The organism is Terriglobales bacterium (assembly GCA_035624455.1).
GTDB lineage: Bacteria > Acidobacteriota > Terriglobia > Terriglobales > Acidobacteriaceae > DASPRM01.
The window spans coordinates 1-26,474 of the sequence record DASPRM010000076.1 but is presented as its reverse complement, the minus strand read 5'-3'; the positions used below and the strand labels follow the sequence as shown (position 1 = coordinate 26,474).

Annotated in this window: 26 protein-coding genes; 10 read left to right on the top strand and 16 right to left on the bottom strand. The window is 57.9% G+C overall.

The genetic code is table 11. The annotated features are described in order from the left end of the window. The 3 genes from kdpA (VEG30_08650) to VEG30_08640 form a co-directional block, all read right to left on the bottom strand. On the bottom strand, positions 1-1,674 hold a 1,674-nt coding region (kdpA, locus tag VEG30_08650; GenBank protein HXZ79985.1), incomplete at its 3' end, for a potassium-transporting ATPase subunit KdpA. A 1-nt stretch (position 1,675) separates the two neighbouring features. After that, positions 1,676-1,765, bottom strand: a complete 90-nt coding sequence (gene kdpF, locus VEG30_08645; GenBank protein ID HXZ79984.1) for a K(+)-transporting ATPase subunit F — start codon at positions 1,763-1,765, stop codon at positions 1,676-1,678. Positions 1,766-1,899: 134 nt separating this feature from the next. Further along, the gene (locus tag VEG30_08640) at positions 1,900-3,513 is read right to left on the bottom strand and encodes an outer membrane beta-barrel protein (protein HXZ79983.1); all 1,614 of its coding nucleotides are present in this window, start codon (positions 3,511-3,513) and stop codon (positions 1,900-1,902) included. Positions 3,514-4,212: 699 nt separating this feature from the next. Here VEG30_08640 and kdpA (VEG30_08635) point away from each other — a divergent pair. Then, a complete protein-coding gene (gene kdpA / locus VEG30_08635; GenBank protein ID HXZ79982.1) occupies positions 4,213-5,925 on the top strand; it encodes a potassium-transporting ATPase subunit KdpA in 1,713 nt (570 codons plus the stop codon). A gap of 68 nt (positions 5,926-5,993) precedes the next feature. Then, positions 5,994-6,488: a cupin domain-containing protein gene (locus VEG30_08630; GenBank protein ID HXZ79981.1), complete on the top strand. Its 495-nt coding sequence runs from the start codon at positions 5,994-5,996 to the stop codon at positions 6,486-6,488. A 32-nt stretch (positions 6,489-6,520) separates the two neighbouring features. Here VEG30_08630 and VEG30_08625 read toward each other — a convergent pair whose 3' ends face one another. After that, positions 6,521-7,642: a histidine kinase gene (locus tag VEG30_08625; GenBank protein HXZ79980.1), complete on the bottom strand. Its 1,122-nt coding sequence runs from the start codon at positions 7,640-7,642 to the stop codon at positions 6,521-6,523. Between the two features lie 69 nt (positions 7,643-7,711). On the opposite strand from VEG30_08625, the gene VEG30_08620 reads away from it, so the two are divergent. The 3 genes from VEG30_08620 (at position 7,712) to VEG30_08610 (ending at position 10,659) form a co-directional block, all read left to right on the top strand. Further along, the gene (locus tag VEG30_08620; GenBank protein ID HXZ79979.1) at positions 7,712-9,139 is read left to right on the top strand and encodes an ATP-binding protein; all 1,428 of its coding nucleotides are present in this window, start codon (positions 7,712-7,714) and stop codon (positions 9,137-9,139) included. 124 nt (positions 9,140-9,263) lie between these two features. Continuing rightward, on the top strand, positions 9,264-9,467 hold the full coding sequence (tatA, locus tag VEG30_08615; protein HXZ79978.1) for a twin-arginine translocase TatA/TatE family subunit: 204 nt from the start codon (positions 9,264-9,266) through the stop codon (positions 9,465-9,467). A gap of 220 nt (positions 9,468-9,687) precedes the next feature. Further along, positions 9,688-10,659: a DUF3011 domain-containing protein gene (locus VEG30_08610; protein ID HXZ79977.1), complete on the top strand. Its 972-nt coding sequence runs from the start codon at positions 9,688-9,690 to the stop codon at positions 10,657-10,659. A gap of 373 nt (positions 10,660-11,032) precedes the next feature. Here the strand turns inward: VEG30_08610 and VEG30_08605 are convergent, their stop codons facing one another. The 6 genes from VEG30_08605 to VEG30_08580 all read right to left on the bottom strand — a co-directional run bounded on the left by VEG30_08605 (position 11,033) and on the right by VEG30_08580 (position 16,908). Beyond that, positions 11,033-11,644 (bottom strand): LemA family protein, encoded by a 612-nt coding sequence (locus tag VEG30_08605; GenBank protein ID HXZ79976.1) that lies wholly within the window; start codon positions 11,642-11,644, stop codon positions 11,033-11,035. Positions 11,645-11,664: 20 nt separating this feature from the next. Beyond that, on the bottom strand, positions 11,665-12,426 hold the full coding sequence (locus VEG30_08600) for a nucleotidyltransferase domain-containing protein (protein HXZ79975.1): 762 nt from the start codon (positions 12,424-12,426) through the stop codon (positions 11,665-11,667). A 186-nt stretch (positions 12,427-12,612) separates the two neighbouring features. Beyond that, the gene (locus VEG30_08595; GenBank protein HXZ79974.1) at positions 12,613-13,422 is read right to left on the bottom strand and encodes a TPM domain-containing protein; all 810 of its coding nucleotides are present in this window, start codon (positions 13,420-13,422) and stop codon (positions 12,613-12,615) included. Positions 13,423-14,026: 604 nt separating this feature from the next. Beyond that, on the bottom strand, positions 14,027-14,761 hold the full coding sequence (locus VEG30_08590) for a PEP-CTERM sorting domain-containing protein (protein HXZ79973.1): 735 nt from the start codon (positions 14,759-14,761) through the stop codon (positions 14,027-14,029). 281 nt (positions 14,762-15,042) lie between these two features. Next, entirely contained in the window at positions 15,043-16,209 is a 1,167-nt protein-coding gene (locus VEG30_08585; GenBank protein HXZ79972.1) for an aldose 1-epimerase, read from the bottom strand. Positions 16,210-16,524: 315 nt separating this feature from the next. Beyond that, positions 16,525-16,908 carry an STAS domain-containing protein gene (locus VEG30_08580; GenBank protein HXZ79971.1) on the bottom strand — a complete coding sequence of 128 codons (384 nt, stop codon included), beginning with the start codon at positions 16,906-16,908 and terminating at the stop codon, positions 16,525-16,527. A gap of 274 nt (positions 16,909-17,182) precedes the next feature. On the opposite strand from VEG30_08580, the gene VEG30_08575 reads away from it, so the two are divergent. Both VEG30_08575 and VEG30_08570 read left to right on the top strand, forming a co-directional pair. After that, positions 17,183-17,992: a UDP-2,3-diacylglucosamine diphosphatase gene (locus tag VEG30_08575; protein ID HXZ79970.1), complete on the top strand. Its 810-nt coding sequence runs from the start codon at positions 17,183-17,185 to the stop codon at positions 17,990-17,992. Continuing rightward, entirely contained in the window at positions 17,928-18,611 is a 684-nt protein-coding gene (locus VEG30_08570) for a glycosyltransferase (GenBank protein ID HXZ79969.1), read from the top strand. The genes VEG30_08575 and VEG30_08570 overlap by 65 nt, the downstream gene beginning before the upstream one ends. 669 nt (positions 18,612-19,280) lie before the next feature. Here VEG30_08570 and VEG30_08565 read toward each other — a convergent pair. Together VEG30_08565 and VEG30_08560 are read right to left on the bottom strand one after the other, a co-directional pair. Beyond that, positions 19,281-20,636: a family 1 glycosylhydrolase gene (locus VEG30_08565; GenBank protein ID HXZ79968.1), complete on the bottom strand. Its 1,356-nt coding sequence runs from the start codon at positions 20,634-20,636 to the stop codon at positions 19,281-19,283. 367 nt (positions 20,637-21,003) lie between these two features. Beyond that, the gene (locus VEG30_08560) at positions 21,004-21,492 is read right to left on the bottom strand and encodes an SRPBCC domain-containing protein (protein ID HXZ79967.1); all 489 of its coding nucleotides are present in this window, start codon (positions 21,490-21,492) and stop codon (positions 21,004-21,006) included. A gap of 46 nt (positions 21,493-21,538) precedes the next feature. On the opposite strand from VEG30_08560, the gene VEG30_08555 reads away from it, so the two are divergent. Then, a complete protein-coding gene (locus VEG30_08555) occupies positions 21,539-21,862 on the top strand; it encodes a helix-turn-helix domain-containing protein (GenBank protein HXZ79966.1) in 324 nt (107 codons plus the stop codon). 137 nt (positions 21,863-21,999) lie between these two features. Here the strand turns inward: VEG30_08555 and VEG30_08550 are convergent, their stop codons facing one another. Further along, entirely contained in the window at positions 22,000-23,100 is a 1,101-nt protein-coding gene (locus VEG30_08550) for a hypothetical protein (protein ID HXZ79965.1), read from the bottom strand. A gap of 147 nt (positions 23,101-23,247) precedes the next feature. Between VEG30_08550 and VEG30_08545 the strand changes: the two genes are divergently transcribed. Together VEG30_08545 and VEG30_08540 are read left to right on the top strand one after the other, a co-directional pair. Continuing rightward, positions 23,248-23,595: an STAS domain-containing protein gene (locus VEG30_08545; GenBank protein HXZ79964.1), complete on the top strand. Its 348-nt coding sequence runs from the start codon at positions 23,248-23,250 to the stop codon at positions 23,593-23,595. A 30-nt stretch (positions 23,596-23,625) separates the two neighbouring features. Beyond that, positions 23,626-24,126 carry a DUF3291 domain-containing protein gene (locus VEG30_08540; GenBank protein HXZ79963.1) on the top strand — a complete coding sequence of 167 codons (501 nt, stop codon included), beginning with the start codon at positions 23,626-23,628 and terminating at the stop codon, positions 24,124-24,126. Between the two features lie 114 nt (positions 24,127-24,240). Here VEG30_08540 and VEG30_08535 read toward each other — a convergent pair whose 3' ends face one another. From VEG30_08535 to VEG30_08525, 3 genes are all read right to left on the bottom strand, one after another. Further along, the gene (locus VEG30_08535; protein ID HXZ79962.1) at positions 24,241-24,888 is read right to left on the bottom strand and encodes an LUD domain-containing protein; all 648 of its coding nucleotides are present in this window, start codon (positions 24,886-24,888) and stop codon (positions 24,241-24,243) included. Continuing rightward, positions 24,875-26,287 carry a LutB/LldF family L-lactate oxidation iron-sulfur protein gene (locus tag VEG30_08530; GenBank protein ID HXZ79961.1) on the bottom strand — a complete coding sequence of 471 codons (1,413 nt, stop codon included), beginning with the start codon at positions 26,285-26,287 and terminating at the stop codon, positions 24,875-24,877. Before VEG30_08530 ends, VEG30_08535 begins: the two co-directional genes overlap by 14 nt. Next, positions 26,287-26,474 (bottom strand): hypothetical protein (locus VEG30_08525; protein HXZ79960.1); only part of this gene is annotated, 188 nt, incomplete at its 5' end. The genes VEG30_08530 and VEG30_08525, both read right to left, overlap by 1 nt.

Genomic DNA, 26,474 nt, shown 5'->3' with positions numbered 1-26,474 from the left:
TGTAACCGGAAACGTACCCAAGGATGGAGGAACATATTTCTTTCGGGCCAGGTTGCCGGCGATGGCCAGCATGGGCAGGATCATCAGGAACCGGCCCACGAGCATGGTGATGCCGCCCGCGGTGTTGTACCAGAGGGTGTTGCCATTTAGCCCCCCGAAAGCTGAGCCGTTGTTTGCCGCCTGAGAGACGAACGCGTACAAGACCTGGCTCAAACCATGGGGACCAGGGTTCGAAATGCTCGACGTGCCGTATGGCTTGATTGCCGATATCGCCGTGAATGTGAGGATCACAAGCGGAAACACGAGGGCGACCAGCATGGCCATCTTCACGTCGTAGGCTTCGATTTTCTTGCCCAGGTACTCAGGCGTGCGACCTACCATCAATCCGGCGATGAACACTGCCAGGACAACATAGATCAACATGCCGTACATCCCCGCGCCGACGCCACCGAAGATGACTTCACTGAGCATCATGTTGACCAGCGGAACCATGCCGCCAAGGGGAGTGTAGGAGTCGTGCCAGCCGTTGATAGCGCCGCAACTGGCGTCGGTGGTCACCGTTGCAAATAGCGCGCTGGCGCTAACCCCGAAGCGAACTTCTTTGCCCTCCATGTTTCCGCCTGGCTGATGGGCGGTTACCTGCTGATTTACGCCAGCGGCAAGCAGCGGATTTCCGCGAGCCTCTGCCCAGTAAACCGTCGTTACGCCGACGAGGAAGAGGATCGCCATGGCCGCCCAGACTGCCCAACCGTGAGCCTGGGATTTCGTCATGCGTCCCAGGGTGTAGGTCAGACCCGCTGAGACCGCAAAAATGCTGAACAGCTCAATCAGATTGGAGAGCGGCGTTGGATTCTCGAAAGGATGCGCGCTATTGGCGTTGAAAAAGCCGCCGCCATTGGTGCCCCATTCTTTGATGATCTCCTGCGAAGCGACCGGCCCCTGGGCGATGGTCTGCTCGCTTACCGTGTCCATCACCGGCTTGCCATCCGGACCGGTAACAGGTTTCCCATCCTGACCGACCTTCTGCACCTGCTGCGGCTCGACCAGCTTGACCGTATCGTAGGGCTTGAGGTTCTGAACCACGCCCTGCGAAACCAAGGCCAGGGCACCAACGATGCAGAACGGCAAGAGCACCCACAGGCAAGAGCGGACGAAATCGACCCAGAAGTTGCCGATGGTTTGCATCTCCCGCCGGGCGATGCCGCGAATGAAGGCGATCGCTATGGCGATACCAACCGCAGCCGAAACGAAATTGTGGTAGGCGAGGCCAGCCATCTGCGTGAGATAGCTCATGGTGGTTTCGCCACTGTAGTTCTGCCAGTTGGTATTGGTGGTGAATGAGGCGGCGGTGTTGAACGCGAGATCAGGCACAACAGCCGCGAGCTTCTGAGGGTTGAAGGGCAGGAATCCCTGGACACGCTCCAGCAAATAGAGCAGAAGCATGGAGACGACGCTGAACAGTAGCATGGAAACGGCGTACTCGGTCCAGCGCATCTCACGGTTCTCATCTACGCCTGTAATGCGATAGAGCAGGCGCTCGATGGGGCGCAGCACGGGATCCATAAATGTCTTCTCGCGGTTGAACACACGGGTCAGGAAGACGCCCATGGGTTTGGTGACAGCCAGGATCAGGGCGAGAAAAACGAGTACCTGGAACCAACCGTTGGCAGTCATTTCAGAACTTCTCCGGACGCAGCAATGCGTAAAACAGGTACACGGTCATAAGTATGCTGATAACCAGCATGATGATGGATTCCAAACTCATATTCACCTCACGCGATCACAGAAGCGCACATAACCGATGGACAAGACAAAGAACGCCACGGTCACGGCCAAGAAAATCAGGTCTTTCATAGAGCAATCTCCTCCAGAGTGGTTGCGAGCATCGCAGGCATACGCTTAGAACTTCACGAGAATTGCCATGTTCAAGCGATTCTCACGCTTGCGCAGATCAGGCGTGAATCCGTCGACCAAAGAACCCGGCGGCCCGGTGTTGCCGCCTGGCGGGGTTACTCCGCCTCCACCCGACCAGTAGGGGACGTTGGTAGCGCGATGATTGTATTCCCAGCGGAACGTTATGTACTGACTGGGCATGTAGTCGAAAGTCGTGGAGGCATCCCACGCACGGTAAGAATCGCCTGGGTTCTCCGTGAAATACGGCGTGCCGGAAGCCGCGGTGGCTCCGTTGATGGGCGGCAGTAGCACGAGATAACGTCCAGGATTGTCAATCGCGCCGCCGCCAATGGTCACGGCGAACAGATCCTTGTGCAGCCACACGCGGTTGTAGAACATGATGCCGAGGAAGGTCTGCTTGGGAACCCCGGCTGACGAACTGAAGCAAGCTACGCCGCCGCCGCTCTCGCAACCGGCATCGATGGTGAGTGAGAAAGCCGCCTTGCTGATGAAGGTCTGCGGCTCATCGTAGTATTTGTACTGGATGCTGTCGTCCGTATGGAAGCGGGTGCGGCCGGTTACACCGAGGGTGTCGCGGCCCAGCAAGTATTGGTTGCCGAGAATGGACCACCTGCCGTTCGGCCGCCACAGAAACTGCATTCCAATGCCGGGACGCTTGTTGAACTTGCCATAGGATTGCCAGCCGTTGGTGAACCAGGGCTCGATCTTCAGCTTTTCGGTGGGGAAGATCTGAACGCGCACGCCGTTAAAGAACCATGGCGTATTGGAGGACACGTACGAAGGCTGATAGGCCCAGTTGTCAAAGTTGTAATAGCTGAACAATCCGACGTAGGACATGAAGATGCCCGCGTCCACGTTAATTCCATGCAGTGCATTGAAGTGGTAGCCGCCGTAGGCTTCGGATATGTAGCGATAGGCATCGGCCAGGTTCCACTGTCCGCGGGCGGGACTGGCGTCGTTCCGCGGCGTGGTCTGGGAATACATTCCGAACTGAGTCATCAGGCGGGCGCGCACATTGTCGTAATGGAAGTCGCCACCAACGCCTAATTGCGTCATCTGAACTTCATTGGCGCGAAACACCTCGCTGGACCCACTAATGGTGTTGTCTTTGGGATGATTAAAGTCGTAGATGTAATCCACGTCAGTTCGGATTTCCGGCGTGAAGAACTTGGTATCAATCGCCGGCTCCTTGGTACGCGGGTTGCCGTTCAGCCAGGTGAAATCAGCATAGGAGAACGGCTCCGCTGGTTTTGCTTTCTCGGTGCCGGGGGCGGCGGCTGGAGTGGCCACGGCTTCTTCCGCGGGTACCGCGGGCTTTGCCGGTGCCACAGACAAGATCGGCGCAGTTCCTTTAGCGCTCTGCACAGCCGTAGTGGGCTGACTGGAGGCCATGTGGCTGCTCAGTTCCGCTTCCAACTGAGCAATGCGTTTCTTCATCGCTTCCAGTTCTTTGGCCACGGCGGGCGGAATCTGCTGATCAGCGGTCGCCGATGCCTGCTGAGATTCTTCATGTTCCGCCGCGAAACTATTCTGTTGCCAAACGATGAGGGCAAGTAAGCACACCACAACGTACCGGGGGCGGCACAAAATTTGATTCATTGCTTTCTCCGTCGCGGAAGGGTGCGTGCATCTTTGTGACAGGCTACTCCTCGCAACGTGCTTATTGGACACTTTGGCGCATAAAGATTGTCTAAAGAGCGCATAAAAGATCCATAGCCGTTCCCTTAAGGGAAATGCCGAAGGATTCGGCGCGCGGGATCTTTCGCTAGAGAAATCTGAAGCGGTAAGCTTGAGCACCGGGAAATGAAGGCTGTCGGGGCTAACGCAGCATGGCCCGGCGGCTGTGGATCCGACCAGGCGAGTATGTGTCAATGGCCTGCACCCGTCGGCTGTCTGTTACCGCTCCGTTTGGAGATCTGGAGATAACAGGAATGATGAGCAGTCTTCCGCGCTGCTGAGCCTGAGTGGCAGAGGATTTCGGTTCAACTCTCAGCCGGGGGCGTTTCATCCGGGGCTTGCCCGCGCGATAAAAGCCGATCAAGGCGCAAACAAAGAATGCCACTGCGCCGAGGCAGATTGCGGCAAGGATTATCGTGGTCGCGGCCATGTCCTTGGTCGTTTCTCCCTCAAGGGGAGCTTGAACTTTCTCTTTCATTCAATCCTGCCCGGCGTGAAAATTGGATAAAAGGTTCATAAAGAAATGATAAAGAGAGAGGTGAGCGCTTATGAAGTCTTTGCGAACCTTTTATTCGGTCTTTACGAACGGTTTTATCGAATGCGAGTAGCTGGATCATCCTGTTGGGTACGCACACCATACTCGAGTACGCCTTATTTGCGGCCATCCTGACTGCGCTCGTGAAGCCGCTCGGCGGATACGTGGCGCGTGTCTTCTCGCGAAAGCGAACGCTGCTGGATCGACCGTGTCTGGCGATGGAGCGATTGATCTATCGCATAGCACGGGTTGATCCCGAGCGAGAGATGGACTGGAAAGAATACGCTACCTGCTTCGTACTCTTTGGCTTGATAGGCGAGATCGTTCTGTACTTCATCCTGAGGCTCCAGCAATTCCTTCCCTGGTATTTCCCGCAGTATCTGACCACGCGCCTTACGCCGCATCTTGCGCTCAATACCGCAGTCAGCTTCGCCACTACCACAACCTGGCAGGCTTACGCGGGCGAGAGCACGATGAGCTACTTCAGCCAGATGGCGGGTCTGTGCGCGCAGAATTTTCTGGCCGGAGGAGCGGGCTTGGCTGTGGGAATTGCTTTTATCCGAGGCCTGACACGGCAACGTTCCGAGACCTTAGGCAATTTCTGGGTAGATTTGACGCGAGCCCTGCTCTGGGTTCTGTTGCCGGGGGCTTTGCTGGGAGCCGTTCTGCTGGTCTGGCAGGGCGTGCCGATGAGCACGCAAAATTACGCGGTGGCAACCAGCCTTGAGGGCGCCAAACAGGTGATACCACAAGGGCCCGTGGCTGCTCTCGAGATTATCAAGAACCTGGGAACCAATGGCGGAGGCTTCTTCAATGCTAACGGAGCACATCCCTACGAGAATCCGACGCCGCTGGCAAACTTCCTCGAACTGCTGTCAATCGTGCTTCTGCCTGCGGCGCTGACCAACACCTTTGGACGAATGAGTGGTCAGCCAAGGCAGGGCTGGGTTCTCTTTGTGGTTATGCTTTCGCTGTTCACGGCTGGTTTGATCGCGGTGAACCGATTTGAGCATCGGGTCGATCACGGGATGGCCAGTGGGCTAAGTACCCAGGACTCAAATATCAGGAACATGGAAGGCAAGGAAGTACGTTTCGGAATTAAGGATTCTGCGCTGACCGCGGTGGTCACGTCCAATACTGCTACCGGATCCTATAACTCCATGCACGACAGCTACACCTCGCTTGGCGGCATGGTGCTGCTGGTCAACATGCTGCTTGGCGAGGTGATTTTCGGCGGGCTGGGCACGGGCCTTTACAGCATGGTGATGGCGGCCGCCATTGCCGTGTTTCTGGCCGGGCTCATGATCGGTAGGACACCAGAATATTTGGGCAAGAAAATAGGCCAGGCGGAAACCAAGATGATGATGCTGTATGCGCTGGCATCTCCATTGCTGATTCTGCCGCTGACAGCTATCGCCGTAAGCGGCAAAGCTGGAGTGGCGGGATTAGTCGCCAATGGTGGTCCGCATGGTTTCACGGAAATACTTTTTGCCTATACTTCCTGTTTTGCCAATAACGGACAAAATTTCGCGGGTCTGGACGCGAATTCGGTGTTTTACAACCTGACGACTGCATTAGCAATGACCGTGGGAAGGTTTGGGCTGGCGATTCCGGCGTTGGGGTTCGCGGGCCTCGTTGCCAATCAGCAAAGTACGCCGACATCCTCGGGCACATTGCCCACGGATTCCATGGTGTTCGGAGTTTTGCTAACCGCGAGCCTGATCATCATTGGGGCACTGAGCTTCCTGCCAGCAGTGGTGCTGGGTCCGGCGCTGGAACGGCTTCTGTCCGGGGTGTAGCATGCTCGCCTGGGCCAGACGAATCCCGGGTGTTCGCGGCTCCAACACTAGTTCAAAGGACGTGCGCGATGCTCGATACGTTGTCACAAAGAATCGCAGTTTGCCCGCACCAAGCTGGGGAAGCGCGGTGGTGGTTTGGCGGTCTCGCGCTTATTAAGCTGACTGGCGCGCAGACGGAGGGCAGATTTTCGCTGATCGAGGTGCTGTACCCACCGAACCGGGAAGTTCCGCTTCATATTCACAACCGGGAGGATGAGACGTTTCATGTGCTGGAAGGAACGATCTCATATCGGGTTGGAACATTGCGATTAGAAGCGACTGCCGGGCATACTCTGTTCGCGCCTAGGGGCGTTCCCCACGGATTTACCGTCTTATCGCCAAAACCCGCCCACTATCTGATCGTGTATTCGCCAGCGGGGTTTGAGGAATTCATTCGCGAAAGCAGCATACCGGCAAACACCCTCAGCTTACCACCCAATCCATATGAACCTGTTGATCCTTCGGTGCTCAAAAGGATCGGACTACTGATGTCGGGCAAGTACGGGTGCGAATTTGTGACTTAGGCGTCCACCGCTTCTCGCCGTGCCTGGACAGGTCACTTCACTTCCTGGGTGACGATGTGCACGTCCACCGGAGGGGCATCCCGTAAAAACCGATGTATGGCCGACAAGTAGAGGTATCTCCGCCAGCCTCTCTGAGCAGAACGGCCAAACACGACTTGCGTGATGTGGTTTTCCCGGACCACTTTGGCTACCGCCTCAGCGACACCCTTGCCTCTGGTACGGATGACTTTGGCTCCTAGATTCTCGGCGAAGCGAATGTTCTGGTTAAGCGTGCGCTGGTTTTCCGGGGTGTCATCAACTCCGATATCGACGTAGATGACATATAGATCGGCTTCGATGCGATGCGCCATGCGTCCGGCGCGAGCGACCAGGTACTGTGCTGCAGGATTGGAGCTGATGCAGACCCCGATGCGCTCGCGCACGCCGATGCCGGTCGCAGTACCTTCTTTTTCGAGATAGGTCTCGAGACTGCGATCCACGGCGCGGGCTACTTGTTGCAAGGCAAGTTCGCGCAGAGCAATCAGGTTTCCCGGACGGAAGAAGTGTCCCAAGGCCCGCTCAGCGCGTTCGACCGGGTAAATGTCGCCACGGCGCATGCGTGTCTGCAGAGCTTCGGGAGTAAGATCGGCCATGACAATTTCATTGACGCGCTGCATCACCCAGTCGGGGACGGTTTCCCGCACCTGCACGCCCGTGATGCTTTGCACCAGCGGCATCAGGCTCTCGATGTGCTGCACATTCATGGTGGAAATGACATCGATGTTGGCGTCGAGCAGTTCCATCACGTCCTGATAGCGCTTACGATTTCTGCTCCCCTCGACGTTGGTGTGTGCCAGCTCATCCACCAGGGCGACCTGCGGCTTGCGAGCGAGGATGGCGTCCACGTCCATCTCCTCGAAGGAGGCCCCCTTGTACTCTAGTTGGCGGCGCGGGACGGTCTCCAGCCGGGATGCCAGCTCGGCTATCGTCTTGCGGCCGTGGGTTTCGACCACGCCGATGACCACATCTTCGCCGCGAGTCTTGCGGCGAATGCCTTCGCTGAGCATGTTGTGGGTCTTGCCCACGCCCGGGGCGTATCCGAGAAAGAGCTTGAAGATGGCCTGCTTCTTCTGTGGCGCGGTCTCTTCCAGCCATTGTTCGGGCGTCTTCGGCATGCGAGGCTATTGTCGTCGAGAGCAGGACATCATGTCGATTGGATTACAATTTGCAGCGTGAAAAGACCGGTGCGGGTCATCTTACGCTTCGCCAGCGCGGCCGCCATCATTTTCGCGATTGTCTGGGTCTATTACCGCCTGATTCACGTCAACTCGACCACAGTTGGTTTTACTTTTCTGGTCGCGGTCCTGATCGTCTCTGCCGCCTGGGGTTTAAAGTACGCTATCTTCATGGCGGTGGTCGCGACCCTCGCATACAACTATTTTTTCCTGCCGCCGCTGCTCAAGTTCACCATCGCCGACCCGCAGAACTGGGTGGCGCTGATGGCATTTCTGGCCTCCGCGGTGATTGCCAGCAACCTTTCGGAACGCGCCCGCCGCGAGGCGTTGCAATCCAATCAGCGGCGCCGCGAAGTCGAGCGTTTGTACGCATTCAGCCAGCAGTTGTTAGTGACCGACAATTTCTTCGGTCTGCTGAACAATCTCCCGAACTACATCGTGGATTCCTTCGGGGTGAGTGGAGCGGCAATATTCCTGGACAATAAGCAGAAGACCTATTTCTCAGATCTTGATGTGCAGTCGCGTCTGCCGCTCGAGCGCTTGAAGTCGGTCAGCGGCCGGGGAGAACCCGTGCTGGACCGCGAGAATGCAGTCTGCTTCATGCCCATCCGCATGGGCGTGCGCCCGATGGGAACCATGGGGGTAGTGGGATGCCAATTGTCGCGGGAAACCCTTGAAGCAATCGGCAGCCTGGTGGCGATTGCCATTGAGCGCGCCACAACCATGGAGAAGCTGACCAAGGCGGAGGCCAGCCGTGAGAGTGACCGGCTGCGCAGTCTGCTGCTGGACTCGGTCACGCACGAGTTCCGCACCCCCTTGACCGCCATCAAGGCCTCCGCAGAAACCCTGCAGTCCGAAGTGCAGCTCGACAAACCACAACTCAAAGAGCTGGCCACGGTGATTAATGAAGAGAGCGACCGGCTGAATCGCCTGGTGGAAGAGGCGTCCGAGGTGGCGCAACTCGATGCACACCAGATCGAGATCAACCTCGAACCTCATCAGATCAGCGAAGCTGTCGATCTGGCGTTGCAGCAGTCCAAGCATGTTCTGGAACGACACTCGGTTGGAACAACGATCCCCGACGGACTTCCGCCGGTGCGAATGGACGTGAAGCGGATCGCTGAAGTTCTCTCGCAGTTGCTGGAAAACGCTGGCAAATATTCTCCGCCCGATACCCCAATTCAAATCTGCGCAGAAGTCCGTGACAATCAGCTGGTCACCTCCGTTGCCGACCACGGGCCGGGAATCGAAGATATCGAGCAGACAATGATCTTCGAGAAGTTTTACCGGGGCCGCAATCAGCGGGTTTCGGTTCAGGGGACGGGAATGGGACTGGCAATCGCCAAGGCCATTGTCGAATTGCATGGGGGAACCATCGGGCTGACCAGCCAATTGGGACGGGGATCGGTTTTCTGGTTTACGTTGCCGCTGAGATAGGGCGGGGGCCATGTGGTTATAGCGGTTCCAGCACCGAGCCGATACACGCCTGCAAGTGGCAGCCACGTGGGGCAACATATCCGGCTCTGCGGGGTTAGGATTAATGAGTACTCTGAGGAGGTTTATGTTCGAACGCCTTTTCCAGCCCATGCACTTGCTGGTGATTCTTTTCATCGCAGTGCTGGTGTTTGGTCCGAAGAAGCTGCCCGAGCTTGGCAAAAGCCTGGGCGACGGTATCAAGGGTTTTCGCGATGCGTTGCGTGAGACTCAGGCTGCAGACAGCGCCGACGCTAAGGGCACGGCCGAAGAGAGCGAGAAGAAGGTCTAGCTGTTTACCTTCCTTCTGCACCCAGGTTAGCGCCGAAAAGCATCGGCGCGAACCTGCGGCACCCAGCCACCAGCCACTCGTAATCAGATGAAAAACATTGAGCAGGAGTGTGTAGCGTCTTGGGGCTCGCCATCTCCTGCCATTGCTCGTACACTATCGGATCGAAATTCACTACTGATCGTGGGGCGGTCGTTCCAACACACTCGACTGGAGCATCGTAATGAAAACGCGAATCACTACCTTCGGATTCCTCGCGCTTGTGATGCTGATTGCCGTTCTCAATCGCGCCAACGCGCAGACCATTCGTTGCTCTTCCGATGATGGCAGGCGTCACTACTGCGCGGCGGATACACGGGGTGGAGTGCAGTTGTCACGCCAGGTCAGCGGCTCGCCCTGCACTCAGGGTTATTCCTGGGGATATGACCGCAGCGGGATCTGGGTGGATCGCGGCTGCCGCGCCGACTTTGTGGTCAGCGGCTACGGCGGGGGCGGGTATCCCGGCGGCGGGTACCCTGGCGGAGGAGGAACGATCAGGTGCTCGTCAGAGAATGGAGGGCGTCAGTTTTGTCCTGCCAATACGCAAGGAGGAGTGCAATTGTCGCGCCAGGTCAGCGACTCTGCGTGTATTCAGGGCTCAACCTGGGGTTGGGATCGGGGTGGAATCTGGGTGGATCGCGGTTGCCGCGCCGACTTTGTGGTCGGCGGCTACGGCGGGGGCGGGTATCCCGGCGGCGGGCACCCTGGCGGATACCCGGGAGGAGGTTCTGTCCAGACCATTACCTGTTCCTCTGACGATGGCGGTCGCCGCTACTGTCCTACAAACGTCTCGGGGGGAGTTCAACTCACGCGGCAAATCAGCGGCTCACCGTGCGTTCAAGGCTCCTCCTGGGGATGGGATCCGCGAGGCGTATGGGTAGATCGCGGCTGTCGCGCCGAGTTCCGAGTAACCAGCGGAGGAGGCGGATATCCCGGCTATCCCGGCGGATCTCCCGGTGGCGGCTATGGCAACGAGATTACTTGCTCCTCTAACGATGGCGGACGCCAGTACTGCCCCACTGGACCGAATCGCAACGTCAGCTTGAAGCAGCAGATCAGCGGCTCTCCCTGCACTGCCGGACGAACCTGGGGAGCAGACCGCAACGGAGTCTGGGTGGATCGCGGCTGTCGCGCGGTATTCAGCGTTCGACGTTGAGCTGACGCAAGGAAGGAGTGAATTTTCAGACGAAGAACATACTGTTGTGAGAGGGCGTGGCTTCACCCCCGGCAATAAGACTCCTCGTCGTTTGTCATCACCAGCCTGCGAACGATCTGCACCCGCAGCGGGTTATGCTGAGCCCGCATCGTGGGCGAAGCATCTATGCTTTCGGCCGACTCCAATAGTCTGTCTCCCAATGCTGGTTGGTAGGGCACTCTGTGTAGCTGCTTGCTGACAGGAGCGTTGGACGCTTGATCGACACCTTTCCCACAGACTTTTGAACGTCCTTGTTGAAATTCATCTCGACATGTTTCGGGCTTGACAAGATTCGCGCACACCATGATCACTTGCTCCAACTGTCGCCCTTCCTTCACCGAGTAGCTGGCGCAGGGGTTTGTTGTTGTTGTGCAGGACCCGGAAACGAAACGCGAGGCGCCTGCCTGGAACCTTCTTCCGCCTTGAAGTAGGCGTCGTTGCGGGTGAAGCCGCCCAAGCTGGCGACGATGTTGTTGGGGAACAGGGAAATGTAAGTGTTGTAGTCCTGCACAGCCTGGTTGTAGCGGCGGCGCTCGACGGCAATACGGTTTTCGGTTCCCGCCAGTTCGTCCTGCAGGCGCATGAAGTTTTCATTCGATTTGAGCTGGGGATAATTCTCGACCAGTACTAGCAGGCGGCCCAGGGCGGAATCCAGTTGGCCGTTGGCAGCGATCTTTTCTTGCGGGTTGCGGGCGCCGAGCAAGGCAGAGCGCGCATTGGCGATGTCGCCAAATACGGTCTGCTCCTGGCTGGCGTAGCCTTTCACGGTTTCTACCAGGTTAGGAATCAGGTCAGCTCGCCGTTGCAGTACCACATCGACCTGCGACCATGCCGCGTTCACGGTTTCGCGCTTGCGGACCATCTCGTTACGGTGGCTGACGTACACGCTGCCGAACCACGCCACCAGCAGGGCTACTATCACCAGCACGATCAGAAAAATCTTCATGGCTTTCCTCTGAGAGCTCTTCAGGATGACGGACGAGGGCTGTTCGAAACTCTCCGCCACTGTTCTTTCGGTACAGCTCGGTCAATCTCGCTAATGAGCGACGCCAGGCCCCGGATATAAAAATGATAAGTTTCGCGCACACCAGCCTGCAGCCGGCGCTCTTCCCTGAGATCCAACGCCGCAAGGAAGGGAGCTGGATCCACCCCAAACTGTCCTCCGGCCTGAGTGACCAGTTCGCGCCGCGACTCGGGGATGGGTGCGCCTACAACAATCAAACAATGCCGAAGGAGTGCTGAAACCTGAGAGGCTGACTTGGCCAGCACGCGCTCCAGCTCCTGCTCGTCTTCGTGGGCAAGAAGATAATGCTGGCGAAGGCGCAGCAGGGTGTTACGCAGTTCGTGTTCCACTTCCAGACGGTGAAGATTCATGGGAACGTCAATCTCAGGGATCGCGTCCCTGCCGTAAAGGATGCGATGACTGGCCTGGATATCCAGCATCTCCATGGCATAGACATCAGCCGAGGCTCGCATCTCTTCGGCTGTGAGCAACAGGGGCGGACGTTGTCCCAGATGCTTCGACCACCATTGCACCACAGGGGCCAGCTTGTCTAGCTCGGCGGAGCTGGCGTCTTTGAGAATGCAGAGCAGGTTCAGGTCAGAGTATTTTTCGCTGAAGTCGTCGCGGGCGGCAGAACCGTAGAGCACAACCGATTCGAGGTTTCGACCGGCAACGCTTTGCAGGCGCTGGACCAGTTCTTCGAGTTTGCCATTGGCGTTGCTCATTGCTTATTAACCGTGGCTTCAAACCTTGTGTGGAGTTGCGCCTTGCCTGGCCCCCCACGGGGTCATCGTAGGTTTACAAACACCAGGTCCTTCGACTCGGGCCTCATCTTTATTATTCGGCCCTAGCTCAGGATGACAAACGAAAGAACCTTTCAGTTCTCGCGCAGCCACTCTGCCGTTCCCCCGCTACCATGAGCCGCCGGCGCCACCTCCGCCGCTGGAGCCGCCGCCAAAACCTCCAAAGCCTCCGCCGGAGTAGCCGCCGGAGCTGCCACCCCACCCTCCTCCGCCTCCCCATCCACCGCCCATCCCACCCAGCGTGCCGGCCCACCAGAGTCCGCCAAGACCGGAGCGGCGACGGATGCCGCGCCCGCCGCCCCCTCCTAGTCCTCTTCCGATCAGGAAGATGATCAGGATAATCAGCCAGGGAAGCCACCAGGGAATCGAAACGTGCTCACGTCGCTCAGCCGGCGCCGGAAGCTCGCCAGTCAGCTTGACTCCTTTTTCGGCGGCGATCAGTTGAGCCAGCCGGCCAACCGCCAGCAGCACCGCTCCGCTGTAGTTGTTCTGGCGAAGCAGGGGAACCATCTCGCGGCCGATGTCCCCGGCCCGGGCATCATTAATTATGGGTTCGAGGCCGTAGCCGACCTCGATCTTGTATTGGCGCTCCTGCGGAGCCAGGAGCAGCAGCACGCCGCGGTCGTCTTTCTGTCCCACTCCCAGATGCTTGAAGAGATCGACGGCGTAATCCTCACGCGTTTCGCCCTCCAGGGAACGCACGGTTACGACGGCGATCTGTGCTCCCGTCTTCTCATCCACTTCCTTGCAGAGCGCCTCGACCCGCTGGATAGTTGCCGGATCGATCACCTTGGCCAGATCGATCACATACCCGGTGGGGCGGATGTCGGCGATCTTCTCGGCTGATGCGAGACCTGCCAGCAATCCCACCGCCACGAGAATAAGAAAAGGCAGGCGCCGCTGGGATCGATTCGGCATGCATGGGTTGAGCTAGCTAACCTAATAGCGGGAGGAAAAAGCGTCAAGACATTCCGCATGCGGAGTGTCTAGGGAACGGTAACCTTGAGGTTAGCTTTTGGCGTAAGCAAATCGTTGTTTAGGCCGAGTACTCCGACACTGATGACGTGCTTTCCGGCTGTTAGATCTTGAAATCGAAGGCGCGTGTCGGTGGTGACCACTGGGGAGCAATGATCCAATTGATACTGTAGGACACCAAGCTGGATGCCGGGCTCGGGAACGACATCGGGAGAGTGCAACCAGATATTGTTCACCTCCACTTCGACGGCGGCGATGTGCAGTTTGGCGTTCTGATCCTTGTCTCTGAGCCGAGCTCGGAGCGTTGGGCCGCCGCTCGGCCCAAGCCAATCGGTCCAGTCTTGCGCGGATGAACTGGGCAAGAACCCCAGCAGGAGCAAGAGAAGGCTGAGGCCGAAACGAAGTTTGGGCGATGTCGTCACAGTGGTGGCACGTCAAGACAAGCGATTCAGTGTCCCACACAAATCCTGGGTGGGACAGGCGAGATCGCCTTGATTGTGAGAAGATCGGGACGGGGATCATCGCTCCCCGCCCCAGTTGAACGGAACTACTTCCGCAGCTTGCGGCGCACCACTCCCGCCAGCCCGCACAGCCCGCTACCCAGCAGCAGCATGCTTCCCGGTTCGGGCACGGGATCTGTGGTGTACTTGAAGACGATCCCATCGTTGAAGAAGTGGCAATTCGGATCGAAACCGAAAGCCACATTTCCGCTGTTGTTCAGGTACGCCTGTAGCGCCGCCAGCTCAGAGGAATTGAAAGTCAGCCAGTAGGTTTGCGGCGTCGTGGTAAACGAGGGGCTGCCCAGCAGCGTGTTCCCTGAAGTCAGCACGCTGGCGCCGAACAGGTTCTCGGCGGTCGCATTGGCCGGACTGTGGCTGGGATTGTTCGTCCCGATATAATCCACAAAATTGCTGATGTTCGGATCCGGGCTGCCCAGATCGTACTGGTATTGGCAGGTTGTCACCGGCTTGGAGTTTTGCGTGTTGCTCAGGCAGGTTACCGGCGCAGGCGAGGCGGCCGGATTCGGCGTGTTCAGCGCGCTGTCGAACATGTGAATGTAGAGAATATTGGGATTGGCGTTCCAATTCTGAATGTTCGTGAACCCCAGCTTGGCGCTAGTGATGGTCTGTCCGGCCAGACTGATCCCTGAAATGGACCACGAGTACAGAAAGTGATGATCGATGTCGTTCATGTCGCTCGGCACGGGGTGGAAACTGTATGTCGTACCGAAGGTGGCGGGGGATACCAGTAGCAGAAGTACAAGAACCCAAAGTTGCTTCATCCAGGAGCCCTCTTTCATGACCCAACCACTTCATAGGCAATTGTCTTTCCATCTGGGACTGCTGCGGCAATCTCCTGCCTCACCGTATGCCATTGAAAAAAAGCAGATTACACACATCCAGAATCGGGGTCGGCAAGGTCCGCAGTCGCCGCTGGAAAATGTGCAAATTGCTTCACATCTCTAGGAAGGCATTGGGTAGGAGGCAGGCTTGTGCGCTACAGACGCCCTGTCCACAAGTCTCCGAGGTGGCGCGGCGCCCCGTCCGCGCCATCCAAGCCCGCCTACGGCGTGAAGAGTTCCAAGCGGACATGATAGGTAACCGACTGGCCGGGCTTTAGTGTGACCATACCGGTGTTGGTCTTTCCCCAGGCGGGGTTGAATGGATCCACAAGATTGAACTGCGGTTCGATGGCGACCACCGGCTTCTCCGGCGGTGCGTACACCTGGAAGGCCAGAATCTGGCGGGATAATGCAATAACTCGTAAGCCATATTTGGCAGCAGGATCGGCCAGGGTCACCTCGGGGGCGCCATTCGCAGAGCGCTGCAGGTCGGTGAAATTGTCGTCGAGATACTGTTTGGCAAGGGTCTTGCCGGCTGCAGCGGTGAAATCGAAATCGGTGCCGGCTGTAGGCAGCAATTTGCCGCTAGGAAAAACATCGTCATAGTTGTTGACTTCGACTCTCATCTTTGCCGGGATGTGCAGTTTCGCCTGCGTGCGGTCCCCACTGAGAATCGCAAACCAAGGGTGCCAGCCAATCCCCATGGGCTCCGGTTCCTTGCCCACGTTCCTTGCGGTTACCTCCAGGTCGATGGCGCCGACGCTCAGCGTAGCTTTGAAGTTGAGGTCAGTTTGGGAAAGCCAGTGTCCGCCGAAGTCGCCAGCGTGCACGAGCGCGGTGACAACACCACCGTCCGCGGTTTTATTGGAGGAAAACTTATCCATCTTTGAGGCCAGAATCAGGCCGTGCATGGAGTGCAACTCGGCGCCGGGATTCTTCCCTTTCCAGTTTGCCGGCAGCGAGACCGTCCTGCCCATGATGGTGGCCTCGATGCCCTGGCCATCGGGCGCAAGCTTGCCGCGAATGCGGTTGGCATAGGGCACAAGAAATGCGCCACCCAGGCCGAAGGCGGCGTTGCCGAATTTGTCGTCGGGGCCGCCAGAGAGCTTCTGTTGTGCTTCTTCGACCGAGGGAGACTGCAGCAGGTCGACCTCTCCTGTGCCCGGCACATAAGCGCGGATCTGAAAGGTATTCATGCCGCGTCCGGGCAGAAGCTCGATGGAGAGGAACTGCGCACCTTCGCCGCTGCGAGTGCGGGTTGCGGTCAGCACAGGCTGGCCCCCCATCTGAATATTCGTGTTCTGATCAGCCGCATAGGAAAGTGCAGTCAGGTAAGACGTTGTCAGGAGAGCGCAGCAGGCAAAAAAGTGAGTAACGGTCAGATTCATCCAGGCGTCCCTCGATGGGTGGATTCGAAATCAGAATTGGACGGCTAGATGATACATGGGCGGAGCAAGGCATTTGTAATCGGGGAAACTGAAAACGGGTAATCTGGTCGTACCGCGACCTACGGTAGCATCTGCAGGGCAATCAAACCGCGAGATCCTTCGACTCGGGCCGGGATTGTTATATCCCGTCCTCGCTCAGGATCACACCTGTCAGATTCTTTCGAACCTCCAGGGCGGACAGGCGAGATCGCCTGTCCCAAACATGCTTGTCTCACCACTACGTCGGCATTGGACCCATTTCAGACAGTCTCGATGCTAGGCGGCGGGAGAACTGTCGGCCACCAGGGCAGAGTTCCCTGCCTGGAAGGCCGCAATTGCCTCCTCTTCCGTGGGGTGAATTTCAAACACGCTTTCGATCCGGGCTCCTTCGATCAGCTGCTGAATGTGGCTGGGCACACCGGAGATGCGGATATGCCAGCCAGAGGCCTGTGCCTGCATGTATTGCAGCCACAAGCTGCCCAGATCGCCGCTGCACATATCGGTGAGGTTGGAAAGCTCCAGCACCACATTGCGGGAAGAAGCTGCCAGCGCGAACACCTGACGGGAGATGGTCTCTACTTCATTGCCAAAAAGAATTTTGCCTTTGAGGTAGACAACGACTACCGAGTCCACTTTCCGGAAACTTGCAGTTAAATGCATCTTGACTCCCTGGTGACCCCCGCGGTCTCCTCTCGGCCGAACTGTTGATTGCTAACACCGCTGCAACACTCTTCACTCACTAGCAATCTAGCAGGCTCTTGTTGCAGGAGTGTAAATCGGGGAAAGATTCGTAATTCATTCGCCTGGACAGAATCTCCGCGCTGGCCAACCGCTGATCATTGCGGAATACGTACATTCACTTCCGGGGTTCGGGGTTGCACAATTTTCATTGCATGTTAATGATCCATTAACCTGTGGAAATCAGAATTTTCCTATGTGGAACGGGGTCTGCGACACGCTGATCATTTCCGATGTCCATTTGGGGTCGGAAGTTAGCCGCGCCGGAGATGCTCTCGATCTGCTGAAGAATTCCAGCTTCCGTCGCCTGATCCTGCTGGGCGACATGTTCTGCGATCTGAATTTCCGCCGCCTGAAGAAACAGCACTGGCAGTTTCTGTCGTACATCCGAAAGCTCTCCAACCCTAAGCGCGGGGTGGAAGTGGTCTGGGTCGAAGGCAATCACGACCAGGGGCTTTCTACGCTGATGTCGCACCTGGTGGGCGTGCCGGTGTATCAGCGGTACGCGTGGTCTTATGAGGGACTGCGGCATGTAGCGGTGCATGGGCACCAGTTTGACGGGTTCGTGATTAATAACATCCTGCTGAATCGCTTCGGCACTTTCTTCTACCTGCAGATCCAAAAGCTGGATCACAAGAGCAAGGCATTCGCCCGCTATCTGGACCGGCTCAACACGAGCTGGCTGCGGCTGTCCGATAAGGTCGCCCGCGGGGCCATGGGACTGGCGCGGCAAGTCAAGGCCGATCGCGTGTTTTGCGGACACACGCACGTGGCCACTGCAATCGAGAAGGACGGGATCAGTTACTACAACACAGGTTCATGGACGGCCTCGCCCTGCACATTTATCACCATCGATGAGGAAGGAGTGCATATCCATGAGCACCAATCGCCAACTGACGATCATTATTCCGGCCAAGAACGAGAAGAGCTATCTTCCGCGCTTGCTCGCGTCGTTGACGCGGCAGGATTATCCGCTCCTGCGGACTACGAAAGTGTTTATTGCTGATGCCGGCTCGACCGACGGCACGCAGGAAATAGCGCTCGGGTTTCGCGATTCGCTGGATGTGCAGGTGATTCCCGGAGGGCTTCCCTCAGTCGGCCGGAATGCGGGCGCCCGCCTGGCCGACAGCCGCTACTTGCTGTTCATCGACGCGGACATGGAGTTGGATGATCCCACGCTGATCCGGCGCGCGCTCGCGACCATGCAGCGCCGCAAGCTGCAGTGCCTGACGACGAACATCCGCTGCTCAAATGGCAGGATCAAAGATCACGCTTTGTATGCTGGCAACAACCTGGTGCAGCGCTTCGCCTCCTTTACCAAGCCGTTCGCGACCGGGATGTTCATGCTGTTTGAGAAGAAGGCATTCGATCGCCTGGGCGGGTTTCATGAGCGCGCGTTGTATGCCGAAGATTATCTCCTGAGCAAGAAAGTTCCGGTGTGGCGCTTTGGAATCGTGCGGGGACACATCCTGACATCGAATCGCCGCTTCAAGAAGATGGGCTGCTTCAAAATTGTGCGTATGTTTCTGAGAACGGCGGTGAATAGCTGGAATGAGAGTTACTTCCTGCGCGATCACAAGTATTGGCAGGAGCCGGTTTCGGGGAGTACACAGCTGAGCAACTGAGCGCCAGCAAATCAGCCTGCAACTGAGCCAGATAGTTGGCGCAACATCGCCATCTCACCAACTGTGCGGCTAGGGTACACCCCTTCTGGGTCAACGAGGGCACTAGTCGCACCCTACTCCCGCTTGACTTCGCAGCCGAGGCCTGCTCCGAGGAAGATCACACCTCGCTCGTCTGTAAACCCAGCCTGGTCGCACCAGCCCCCTTTGTTGGAGTCGTCCAACATTGGCGTCAACGAGATTTGGTGGTGCTCACCATCCGAACTGGTAGTTACGACCAGCTGAAACGATTTCAAAGGTTCAAGTCTGTGTGCATTCCAGCCTGATTCGCGGAGATATGCTAAAAGCTGCTCGCGATCGCCGTACCGGCCATATCGCTCCCGATAGTTAACTTCCTCCGTGTTCAGGGTACGAAGGATTCCTAGGTGTTTCGAAATTGCTTCGAATTTACCTTCTTCTCGGGTGCGCGCAGCGAGCGTGAGAATAAGGCCAAGTACCGTGCATGAGAGAAAAGACAATCTCTTCACACTAACCTCCCGTCGGGAATGGTCATCGGCGCACAAAATTCTATCTCCACTTATCCAAGCGTCACAGCTGTTGTCTGCCACCAAAAAATAACCTGGACTTCGGGATTTTCTCCAGGTTGGGTGACCAGAGCTGAGCCAAACCGCCTCACTTCGGCTGACACTCCCTCTCCGGCGTCCGCCCGAATTCCTCGAGCATTTCATGGGAGACGGCGTTCCCGCGGACAATGGCACTGAAGATGCGTCCGCTGTTCCGCACCGTTCGTTTCTGGGTCTGAGGATCCAGCTCGACCAAGCCGAAGCGCAGGGCCCAGCCGTGGTTCCATTCGAAGTTGTCAGTCAGGGTCCAGTGAAAGTAGCCGCGGATATCGTGCCCGCTGCGAATCAGATCATGGACCTCGCGGGCGGCATTCACGATGAGCCAGGGGCGCAGGCGATCGGCACGGTCGGGAACACCGTTCTCAAGCACATAGATCGGCTTCCCCAGGCTCGATACGCGCTGAACGGCGAGTGCGATCGCCTGAGGATAGATTTCGGGAAATGGAAATCCCAGGTCGCTATCGCCCTGAATGGCGTCTGGCGGAAAAATCACGCGGCCGAACAGGGTGGAAGGTGTAGTGGGATTGAACTCGACTCGCACACGTCCATAGACGTTCACTCCGGCGAAGTCGAGCTTGCCGCGAGCTTCGGGAACGTCACCGGTAATGATTCCAACGGGAAAACTGGTTTGTCCTTTCTCCACAAGATCGATGAAGGGATCGTTGTAGAAGAAGCCTTGCCAGCGGGCCAGGCTGCGGTCGAGAACGGAATCGGGGTCGGCGGGCTGGAAGGCGAGATAGTTTTGCGTCCAGCCGACGCGCGCGGACGGCTGCAGCTGATGTATGGCGTCGTAAGCGGCGGCGTGTGCGCGTGCCAGGTTGGCGATCACGCGGCAGGCATTGGCGAAATCTCCGGCTTTGCCGGGAGGCCATTCCCCGACCTGGTATCCGAGAATGGCATAAACATTAGGCTCGTTGAAGGTGAGCCAGTCCTGACAGAGATCCCCGAGCGCTTCGACGGTCCGGCGAGCGAATTTTTCAAAAGCTGCGACCGAATCCGGCGAGGCAAATCCCCCCTGCTCTTCAAACCACAGAGGATTAGTGAAATGATGCAGGCAGACGAACGGTCGAAGCTGGCGCTGTTGCAACCCGGTGAGGATCTCGCGGTAGCGCTTGATTGCGGCGGAATCGAAGTCACCGCGGCCAGGCTCGATGCGGCTCCATTCCACCGAGAGGCGAAGCGCATTCAATCCCAGGTCGCGAGCAAGATCCAGATCGGGGTCAGCGTTGTGCCACCAGTCGCAAGCCAGGCCGCAGCAATCACCGGAGCGGATCCGGCCCTGGGCCTCCCACCGCGCCCACTGACAATTAAGGTTACCGCCTTCGTTCTGGTAAGAAGAGGTGGACACGCCCCAAAGAAAACCAGCCGGGAATCGCAGAATGCCATTGGATGAGGAGTCCGCCATGCCGTTCGATGCCAAGCTGCCAGCTTACCAGAGACAGGCTCCGTTGCAGCATACGTGGTCTTTGTGACGGGCTGAAGGGCCGACGCTCACGCGGTTTCGCTCTTCACCAAAAGCCACGGAAGGGTCAGCCAGCTTTGACAGGGCGCGGCTTTAGCCGCGCCGATAAGGCTCCTCCTTATTTGTCATCACGACCCGGTGAAGGCCGGCTAGGACCTGCAGTTCCGCTCATCGCGGACAACTCTGGCCTTGGCAGTCCCGCCCGGCTCGGAGTTCTTCGACACCGACAGGGGATCCCATCAGAGCCTTTGGCCCATTCCTGAGATGCTTTGAAGAACACATCATGAGCTCCGCTTCCCAGCTCTCCTTTTCAGAACATTCCTTCCCGCAGATTAATGCCGTATTCCAAATAGGCCTTCAGGCAACAAGCCATGTTCATCCACCCTCCGCAGTTGTCGTAGGAGCTGTTCAGGTCGTGCTGCGTCTGATGCCAGCCGGATTCGGCAATGCGCACCAGGGTCGAGTTGGGGGAAAGCGTCTCAAAAGTCATTTCCACTCTGGTGTTGTAGTCGGCTGACGCAGGCAGCTGGTTGGGACTAGGCTGTTGCCCGGGTTTGGGCTCAGCCGCAGCCGCCCACTCGAAGACGATGCGCTCGTTAGGCACGACTATTTTCACGTGAACCGGAACCTCGCCGGGAAAATCAGCGAATTGCCAGATGACCTCCCTGCCTTCGACTAGAGGGCCGCTGGAGCCTCCAGTGGCGAAGTATCCGCGAATCTTGCTGGGCTTGTAGACGGCGTCGAAGACCTCCGCGCGCGGCTTATTGATTTTGGCCTGTATCTGAAATTTGAGTTCCATGGATTCCTCCTCGGCGAATTTAAACTATATGTTATAAATATATAACATGTCAACCGGGAGCCGGCAGGAATTGGTTTTCAAAGCCCTAGCCGATCACCGCCGGCGGGAGATTCTCGATCTCTTGAAGGACCAACCCAGAACTACGGGCGAGCTTTGCCAGCACTTTCGCAGCCTGGACCGCTGCACCGTGATGCAGCACCTGGGGGTGCTCGAGAAGGCGGATCTGATTATCGTCAAACGCGACGGACGGTTGAGGTGGAACTACATCAATCCGCTGCCCATTAAGGAGATTTACGATCGCTGGATCAGCGGTTACGCGGCGGGAGCCCTGGAGATTCTGGCGCGGATGAAACGGGAGATTGAGGGTTAGGCGTGGCCCACGCCTGCCCCTTCTCGGCGCAATGTTAGCCAGGCTTTGACAGGGCGCGGCTTTAGCCGCGCGATAAGGCTTCTCTTTGTTTGTCATCACGAGTCGGCGGCAGCCGGCGAGGGATGCGCAATTCCTGGTCATCCCTTGCCGCGGAACAAATAAAACAGCTCGATCACCAGAATGATCACTACCATCAACTCCAGCAGAAAGGTTCTTCCCTGGTGAAATTCTTCTGTCATGTAGCGGTACAGTTCCTCAGCTGTCTGCAATTTCTGCTTGACGAGGTTCTTGTAGTCGGGCACTCCCACCTTGCTGGCGGCCAGGCGATAGAGGCGGGCGGCGAACATATCGCTGAGGAATTTGATGGCATTGTCGGTGCGTTCGACCAATTCCGTCACTTCGACCGTAGTGGCCTCCAGGCGTGAGGCCTCGCTCGCCAGGCGCCACTTGGCGCGGAGTCCTGTACGGCGCTTCAGGGAGCGATACACATTGTTGAGCTCGCGAGTCAGCAGCTCGTCATAGTGGCGGAATTCCAGGAGCTGCGAATTGGCATATTCGAGGATCTGGATCGCGGCCCGCGCACCGGCAGGGGTGTCGTAGATCAAGGCCCCGTTCCAGCCCACGACCACCAGGTCCGTTGGGTAATAGGAGAGGCTGCTCTGCAGGACTTCGGCCTTCTCGGCATCCGCAAGGTCGGCAGTCTCTCCGCGAACCACCATGGCGATTTGTGTTCCGTGGCGTGAAAGCAGTTCGCTAGCCGTAGGATTACCGACCATCTCGCGCAGATGGAAGATGTAGTAGTCCTCGCTGAGCCACTGGGTATAGGGACGAATCAGGGCAGGGCGGGCGGGTTCGATGCGTTGCCGGACCACATCCAGGGCTTTACCCTCCAGGTCCGATTCGAACATCCATTTTCCCGCCAGCTGAACCAGGCCATCCCAGGTATCTGAGAAAGGCAACTCGAACATGACGCTGACGACGCCATAATCGTAGTATTTGAACTGTACGTCGAGGGACACCTGGCCGAAACTGCAGACCTTGGAGAGATATTCGACTACCGGAGGGTGTTCGAATCCCACGTATTCTGGGGCGGGGTGTTTCGCCACCCCCTTCTGCACGGTTTGCGCGCCAAGGCGCTGGCGCAATTCCTCCAGTTGGATTTCCTCCGCCAGATCGTAGAGGAACAGCGCAAGTGCAGTCCCGGTGACAGTCTGTGAGGGCGTTTCCAATGGGTTCACCTTGTATCCCGTGGCAAGAGGCAGAGCCGGTGAGATCATAACGGACCGGCTAAGAGACCGGGTGGACCGAGGACCGTTTGATTTTAACGTTTTGTTAACAATTTAGAACGGGTTCTAACGTACTCTATCTCCGCCATGAATGAGACGATGAGCCTGGAGCGCACGGACAACGCGAATGGCGGGCCGACAGTATTGAAGTTGAACGGGCCGCTCACCATCACCACCTTGTTTTCTTTCCAGGAGGCGGTTCGCAAGGACCCGCCGTCGGTTCTGATCCTGGACCTGGCCGAAGTCCCCTATATGGATTCAGCGGGATTGGGTTCGGTGGTGAATGCCTTTATCTCCTACCAGAAGAATAATCGACGGCTCGCTCTGGTCGGAGTAAACGAGCGCCTGATGAATCTGATCAAGCTCACCAAAGTCGACATGTTCTTGCCGATTTATGCCAACCTCAACGATGCGGAATCGAAGCTCGGCAGGGCGGTCGGACGCTGATCGACAGAGACCTGCGAGCCAGGAGGCAGCTTGTCCCGCGCATATCATCTCGCACAGATCAATATAGGACGCTTGCTGGCGCCGCTGGATGACCCAGTGATGGCCGACTTTGTCGCCAACCTGGATCCGATCAACGCGCTTGCCGACAAGGCTCCTGGGTTCGTGTGGCGGTTTCAGACCGAGGAAGGAAATGCCACAGCGGTCCGGCCCTATGAGGACGATCGCATCGCTATTAATTTCTCGGTGTGGACGGATCTGGAGTCGCTGCGGAATTATGTTTTCCGGAGTCCGCATGCGGAGGTGATGCGTCGCCGGCGTGAGTGGTTCGAGCGCCTGACCGACGTCTACGTTGCCCTCTGGTGGGTGCCGGCCGGACATCAGCCGACGGTTGCGGAAGCGGTGGCAAAGCTGGAGCATCTCCGCCAGAACGGACCTTCGCCAGATGTGTTCACGTTCCGTGAGGTATTTCCGCCACCTGATGCTTCGGGGGATGAGAGCGTAAGGCCGGTGGAGGATGCCTGCCCGGCGTAGATGGGCGGGATCGGATAGGCAAACCAAATAATTGTCATCCTGAGCGAGGCATACCAGCTCCCGTCCGAGAGAATGACCTTGCCGTTTCTCCCGGGTGATAGTAAGACTCTTCGCCTATTGTTGCAGGATCACTACCAACCTCCGGGGCCCATGTGCCCCAATCACCAGCAACTTCTCGATATCGGCGGTGCGGCTGCATCCGGTAATCAGGCCAACAAAGGAGCTGCGCGCGGGAAGCCCGCGCTCGGTGACCATTGCAAGTGCACGCTCGAGGTCGGGCACGAGTTGCTGCAGCCGGGCTATGACGATGTGGCAGGGAGCTACAATCGATGATCCGCGACCGCCGCAACCAACCGAAGAAACTAGGATCGACCCGGTGATGGCCACCAATGCCTCAGCTTGCGTGATAGTGGCCTGAGAAGCTTCCGACGGCGGCCCTTGCGACGACCACTTCACTTCCCTGCCATCGGCACGAGTAATGAGCTCGCGGAGCTCAGGAACGTCCTGCACATAGATTTCTCCCACCGGCAGTTCACCCAGGATCTTCGTGAGTGCTTCCACGGTTTCCATGCGGTTAGCTGTGAGCGTCAGCTCGGTGTAATTGGCGGCGCACTCGGCGGCAAAGCGCTCCAGCGGGCTGGGGATCGGTGAAAAGATGCCTCTGGGTTCCGCTCTCGAGGCGGGCAAAGGCACCCGCGCGCGCAGGGCGTTTCGAATACGCTCCAGGATCTGTTCACGGCTGGATTGGCTAGCGCTTTCCATCTTGCCTCTCCCACCACTGACGGAATGATTGCTTAGGAATCTCAGGAGCGGCGTGATATGCGCTCCAGGCGGCAGCGGGATCAAATGATGAGCCCTCATATCCCATGGAGTACAAGGCTCGGGCCGCCGTGCGCGCCAGTGCGCCGAAAATCCGATACCGCGTGGCATCCTGCATCGCCCAGCGCCACAGCTTGAACCCCAAACTCTCCTTGACTGGCTCGTCTCCGGCGCGTACCGAGTTGCGGCGGTTTTCGAGCAGGTGATGCGGCAGATTGATGCGTACCGGACACACCTCGGCACAAGCTCCGCATAAAGAAGAAGCGTAGGAGAGATGGCTGAACTCTGGTCCGCGCAGGTGCGGCGTGAGGACACTACCGATCGGGCCCTGGTAAGTGGCCCCGTAGGTGTGCCCGCCGACGTGGCGGAACACTGGACAGGCATTCAGGCAGGCGCCACATCGAATGCAATGCAAAACCTCGCGCTGCTCGGCATCCGCCAGCAACTCACTGCGGCCGTTATCGACCAGGACAACATGGAATTCGTCGGGTCCGTCAGCCTCGCCAGGCTGACGTGGACCGCCGATCAGAGTGCTGTACGTGGTGATGGGCTGGCCCGTGCCCGCAGTCGCCAGCACTGGCCAGAGGACCGCGAGATCCTGCAGCCGCGGAACAACCTTTTCGATTCCCGTGACCACGACGTGAATGCGCGGAACGCTGGTGCAGAGGCGGCCATTGCCTTCATTAGTGGAGATGGCGATCATGCCGGCATCGGCCACGATGAAGTTCGCGCCTGAGATTCCCATCTCGGCGGAAAAAAATGCCTTACGCAAGGCGCGGCGCGCAGCCGCCACCAGGCTCTGGTGATCGTCGGCGGTAACATCGGGCAGCTTGGCGCGGAATAGCTCCGCGATCTGCAGGCGCGTCAGGTGCATCGCCGGGGTGACGATGTGATATGGCGGCTCGTTGCGTAGCTGGACGATGTACTCCCCGAGATCGGTCTCCCACACCTCGATCCCGGCTTTTTCCAGCACCGGGGAGAGGTGAATCTCCTCCGTCACCATGGATTTGGATTTGACGATGCGCTTGACGCCGCGAGCGACAGCCAGGTCACGGATGTATTCCCGTGCCTCCTCGGAGTTACTCGCCCAGAAGACCTTGCCGCCACGATCGATAACTTGCTTTTCGAACTGCAGCAGATATTCATCGAGGTGAGCTAGCGCTTCGCGCTTAATCTGCTGGCAGCGGTCACGCGCAGCCTCCCAGTCTGCGAAGCGTGATTTTCCCCGACCGACGGCGGTGTCGTAATTATCGATGTTCCACCGGATGATGCGGCGGTGTTCGAGGTCCGATGTCTTCTCTACCGAGTGGCGCAGAAATTCCTGGGCAGCGGTGCCATGCATCAAAGGGTAGCCCCTTTCCCCTGGTTCGGTGTCCTCGCAAGAATGCTAGCCAGATGGATGGTACGGGCACGCGACTTGCCGCGTCGCAGGATGCCATCCAGGTGAAGCAGGCAGCTGGGATCAATGGCGGTAACGTATTCGGCTTCGGTGGATGCGATGTTGGCGGCCTTGGCGTCGCCCATGGCGG

What these genes read in the sequence shown, in the direction of transcription:
- VEG30_08585 (HXZ79972.1), bottom strand. Translation starts at nt 16,209, where the DNA reads ATGAATCTGACCGTTACTCACTTTTTTGCCTGCTGCGCTCTCCTGACA.
- VEG30_08600 (HXZ79975.1), bottom strand. Translation starts at nt 12,426, where the DNA reads ATGAGCAACGCCAATGGCAAACTCGAAGAACTGGTCCAGCGCCTGCAA.
- VEG30_08535 (HXZ79962.1), bottom strand. Translation starts at nt 24,888, where the DNA reads ATGGAAAGCGCTAGCCAATCCAGCCGTGAACAGATCCTGGAGCGTATT.
- VEG30_08530 (HXZ79961.1), bottom strand. Translation starts at nt 26,287, where the DNA reads ATGCATGGCACCGCTGCCCAGGAATTTCTGCGCCACTCGGTAGAGAAG.
- tatA (HXZ79978.1), top strand. Translation starts at nt 9,264, where the DNA reads ATGTTCGAACGCCTTTTCCAGCCCATGCACTTGCTGGTGATTCTTTTC.
- VEG30_08555 (HXZ79966.1), top strand. Translation starts at nt 21,539, where the DNA reads ATGTCAACCGGGAGCCGGCAGGAATTGGTTTTCAAAGCCCTAGCCGAT.
- kdpF (HXZ79984.1), bottom strand. Translation starts at nt 1,765, where the DNA reads ATGAGTTTGGAATCCATCATCATGCTGGTTATCAGCATACTTATGACC.
- VEG30_08610 (HXZ79977.1), top strand. Translation starts at nt 9,688, where the DNA reads ATGAAAACGCGAATCACTACCTTCGGATTCCTCGCGCTTGTGATGCTG.
- VEG30_08580 (HXZ79971.1), bottom strand. Translation starts at nt 16,908, where the DNA reads ATGCATTTAACTGCAAGTTTCCGGAAAGTGGACTCGGTAGTCGTTGTC.
- VEG30_08545 (HXZ79964.1), top strand. Translation starts at nt 23,248, where the DNA reads ATGAGCCTGGAGCGCACGGACAACGCGAATGGCGGGCCGACAGTATTG.
- VEG30_08625 (HXZ79980.1), bottom strand. Translation starts at nt 7,642, where the DNA reads ATGCCGAAGACGCCCGAACAATGGCTGGAAGAGACCGCGCCACAGAAG.
- VEG30_08595 (HXZ79974.1), bottom strand. Translation starts at nt 13,422, where the DNA reads ATGCCGAATCGATCCCAGCGGCGCCTGCCTTTTCTTATTCTCGTGGCG.
- VEG30_08575 (HXZ79970.1), top strand. Translation starts at nt 17,183, where the DNA reads ATGTGGAACGGGGTCTGCGACACGCTGATCATTTCCGATGTCCATTTG.
- VEG30_08605 (HXZ79976.1), bottom strand. Translation starts at nt 11,644, where the DNA reads ATGAAGATTTTTCTGATCGTGCTGGTGATAGTAGCCCTGCTGGTGGCG.
- VEG30_08560 (HXZ79967.1), bottom strand. Translation starts at nt 21,492, where the DNA reads ATGGAACTCAAATTTCAGATACAGGCCAAAATCAATAAGCCGCGCGCG.
- VEG30_08590 (HXZ79973.1), bottom strand. Translation starts at nt 14,761, where the DNA reads ATGAAGCAACTTTGGGTTCTTGTACTTCTGCTACTGGTATCCCCCGCC.
- VEG30_08565 (HXZ79968.1), bottom strand. Translation starts at nt 20,636, where the DNA reads ATGGCGGACTCCTCATCCAATGGCATTCTGCGATTCCCGGCTGGTTTT.
- VEG30_08640 (HXZ79983.1), bottom strand. Translation starts at nt 3,513, where the DNA reads ATGAATCAAATTTTGTGCCGCCCCCGGTACGTTGTGGTGTGCTTACTT.
- VEG30_08630 (HXZ79981.1), top strand. Translation starts at nt 5,994, where the DNA reads ATGCTCGATACGTTGTCACAAAGAATCGCAGTTTGCCCGCACCAAGCT.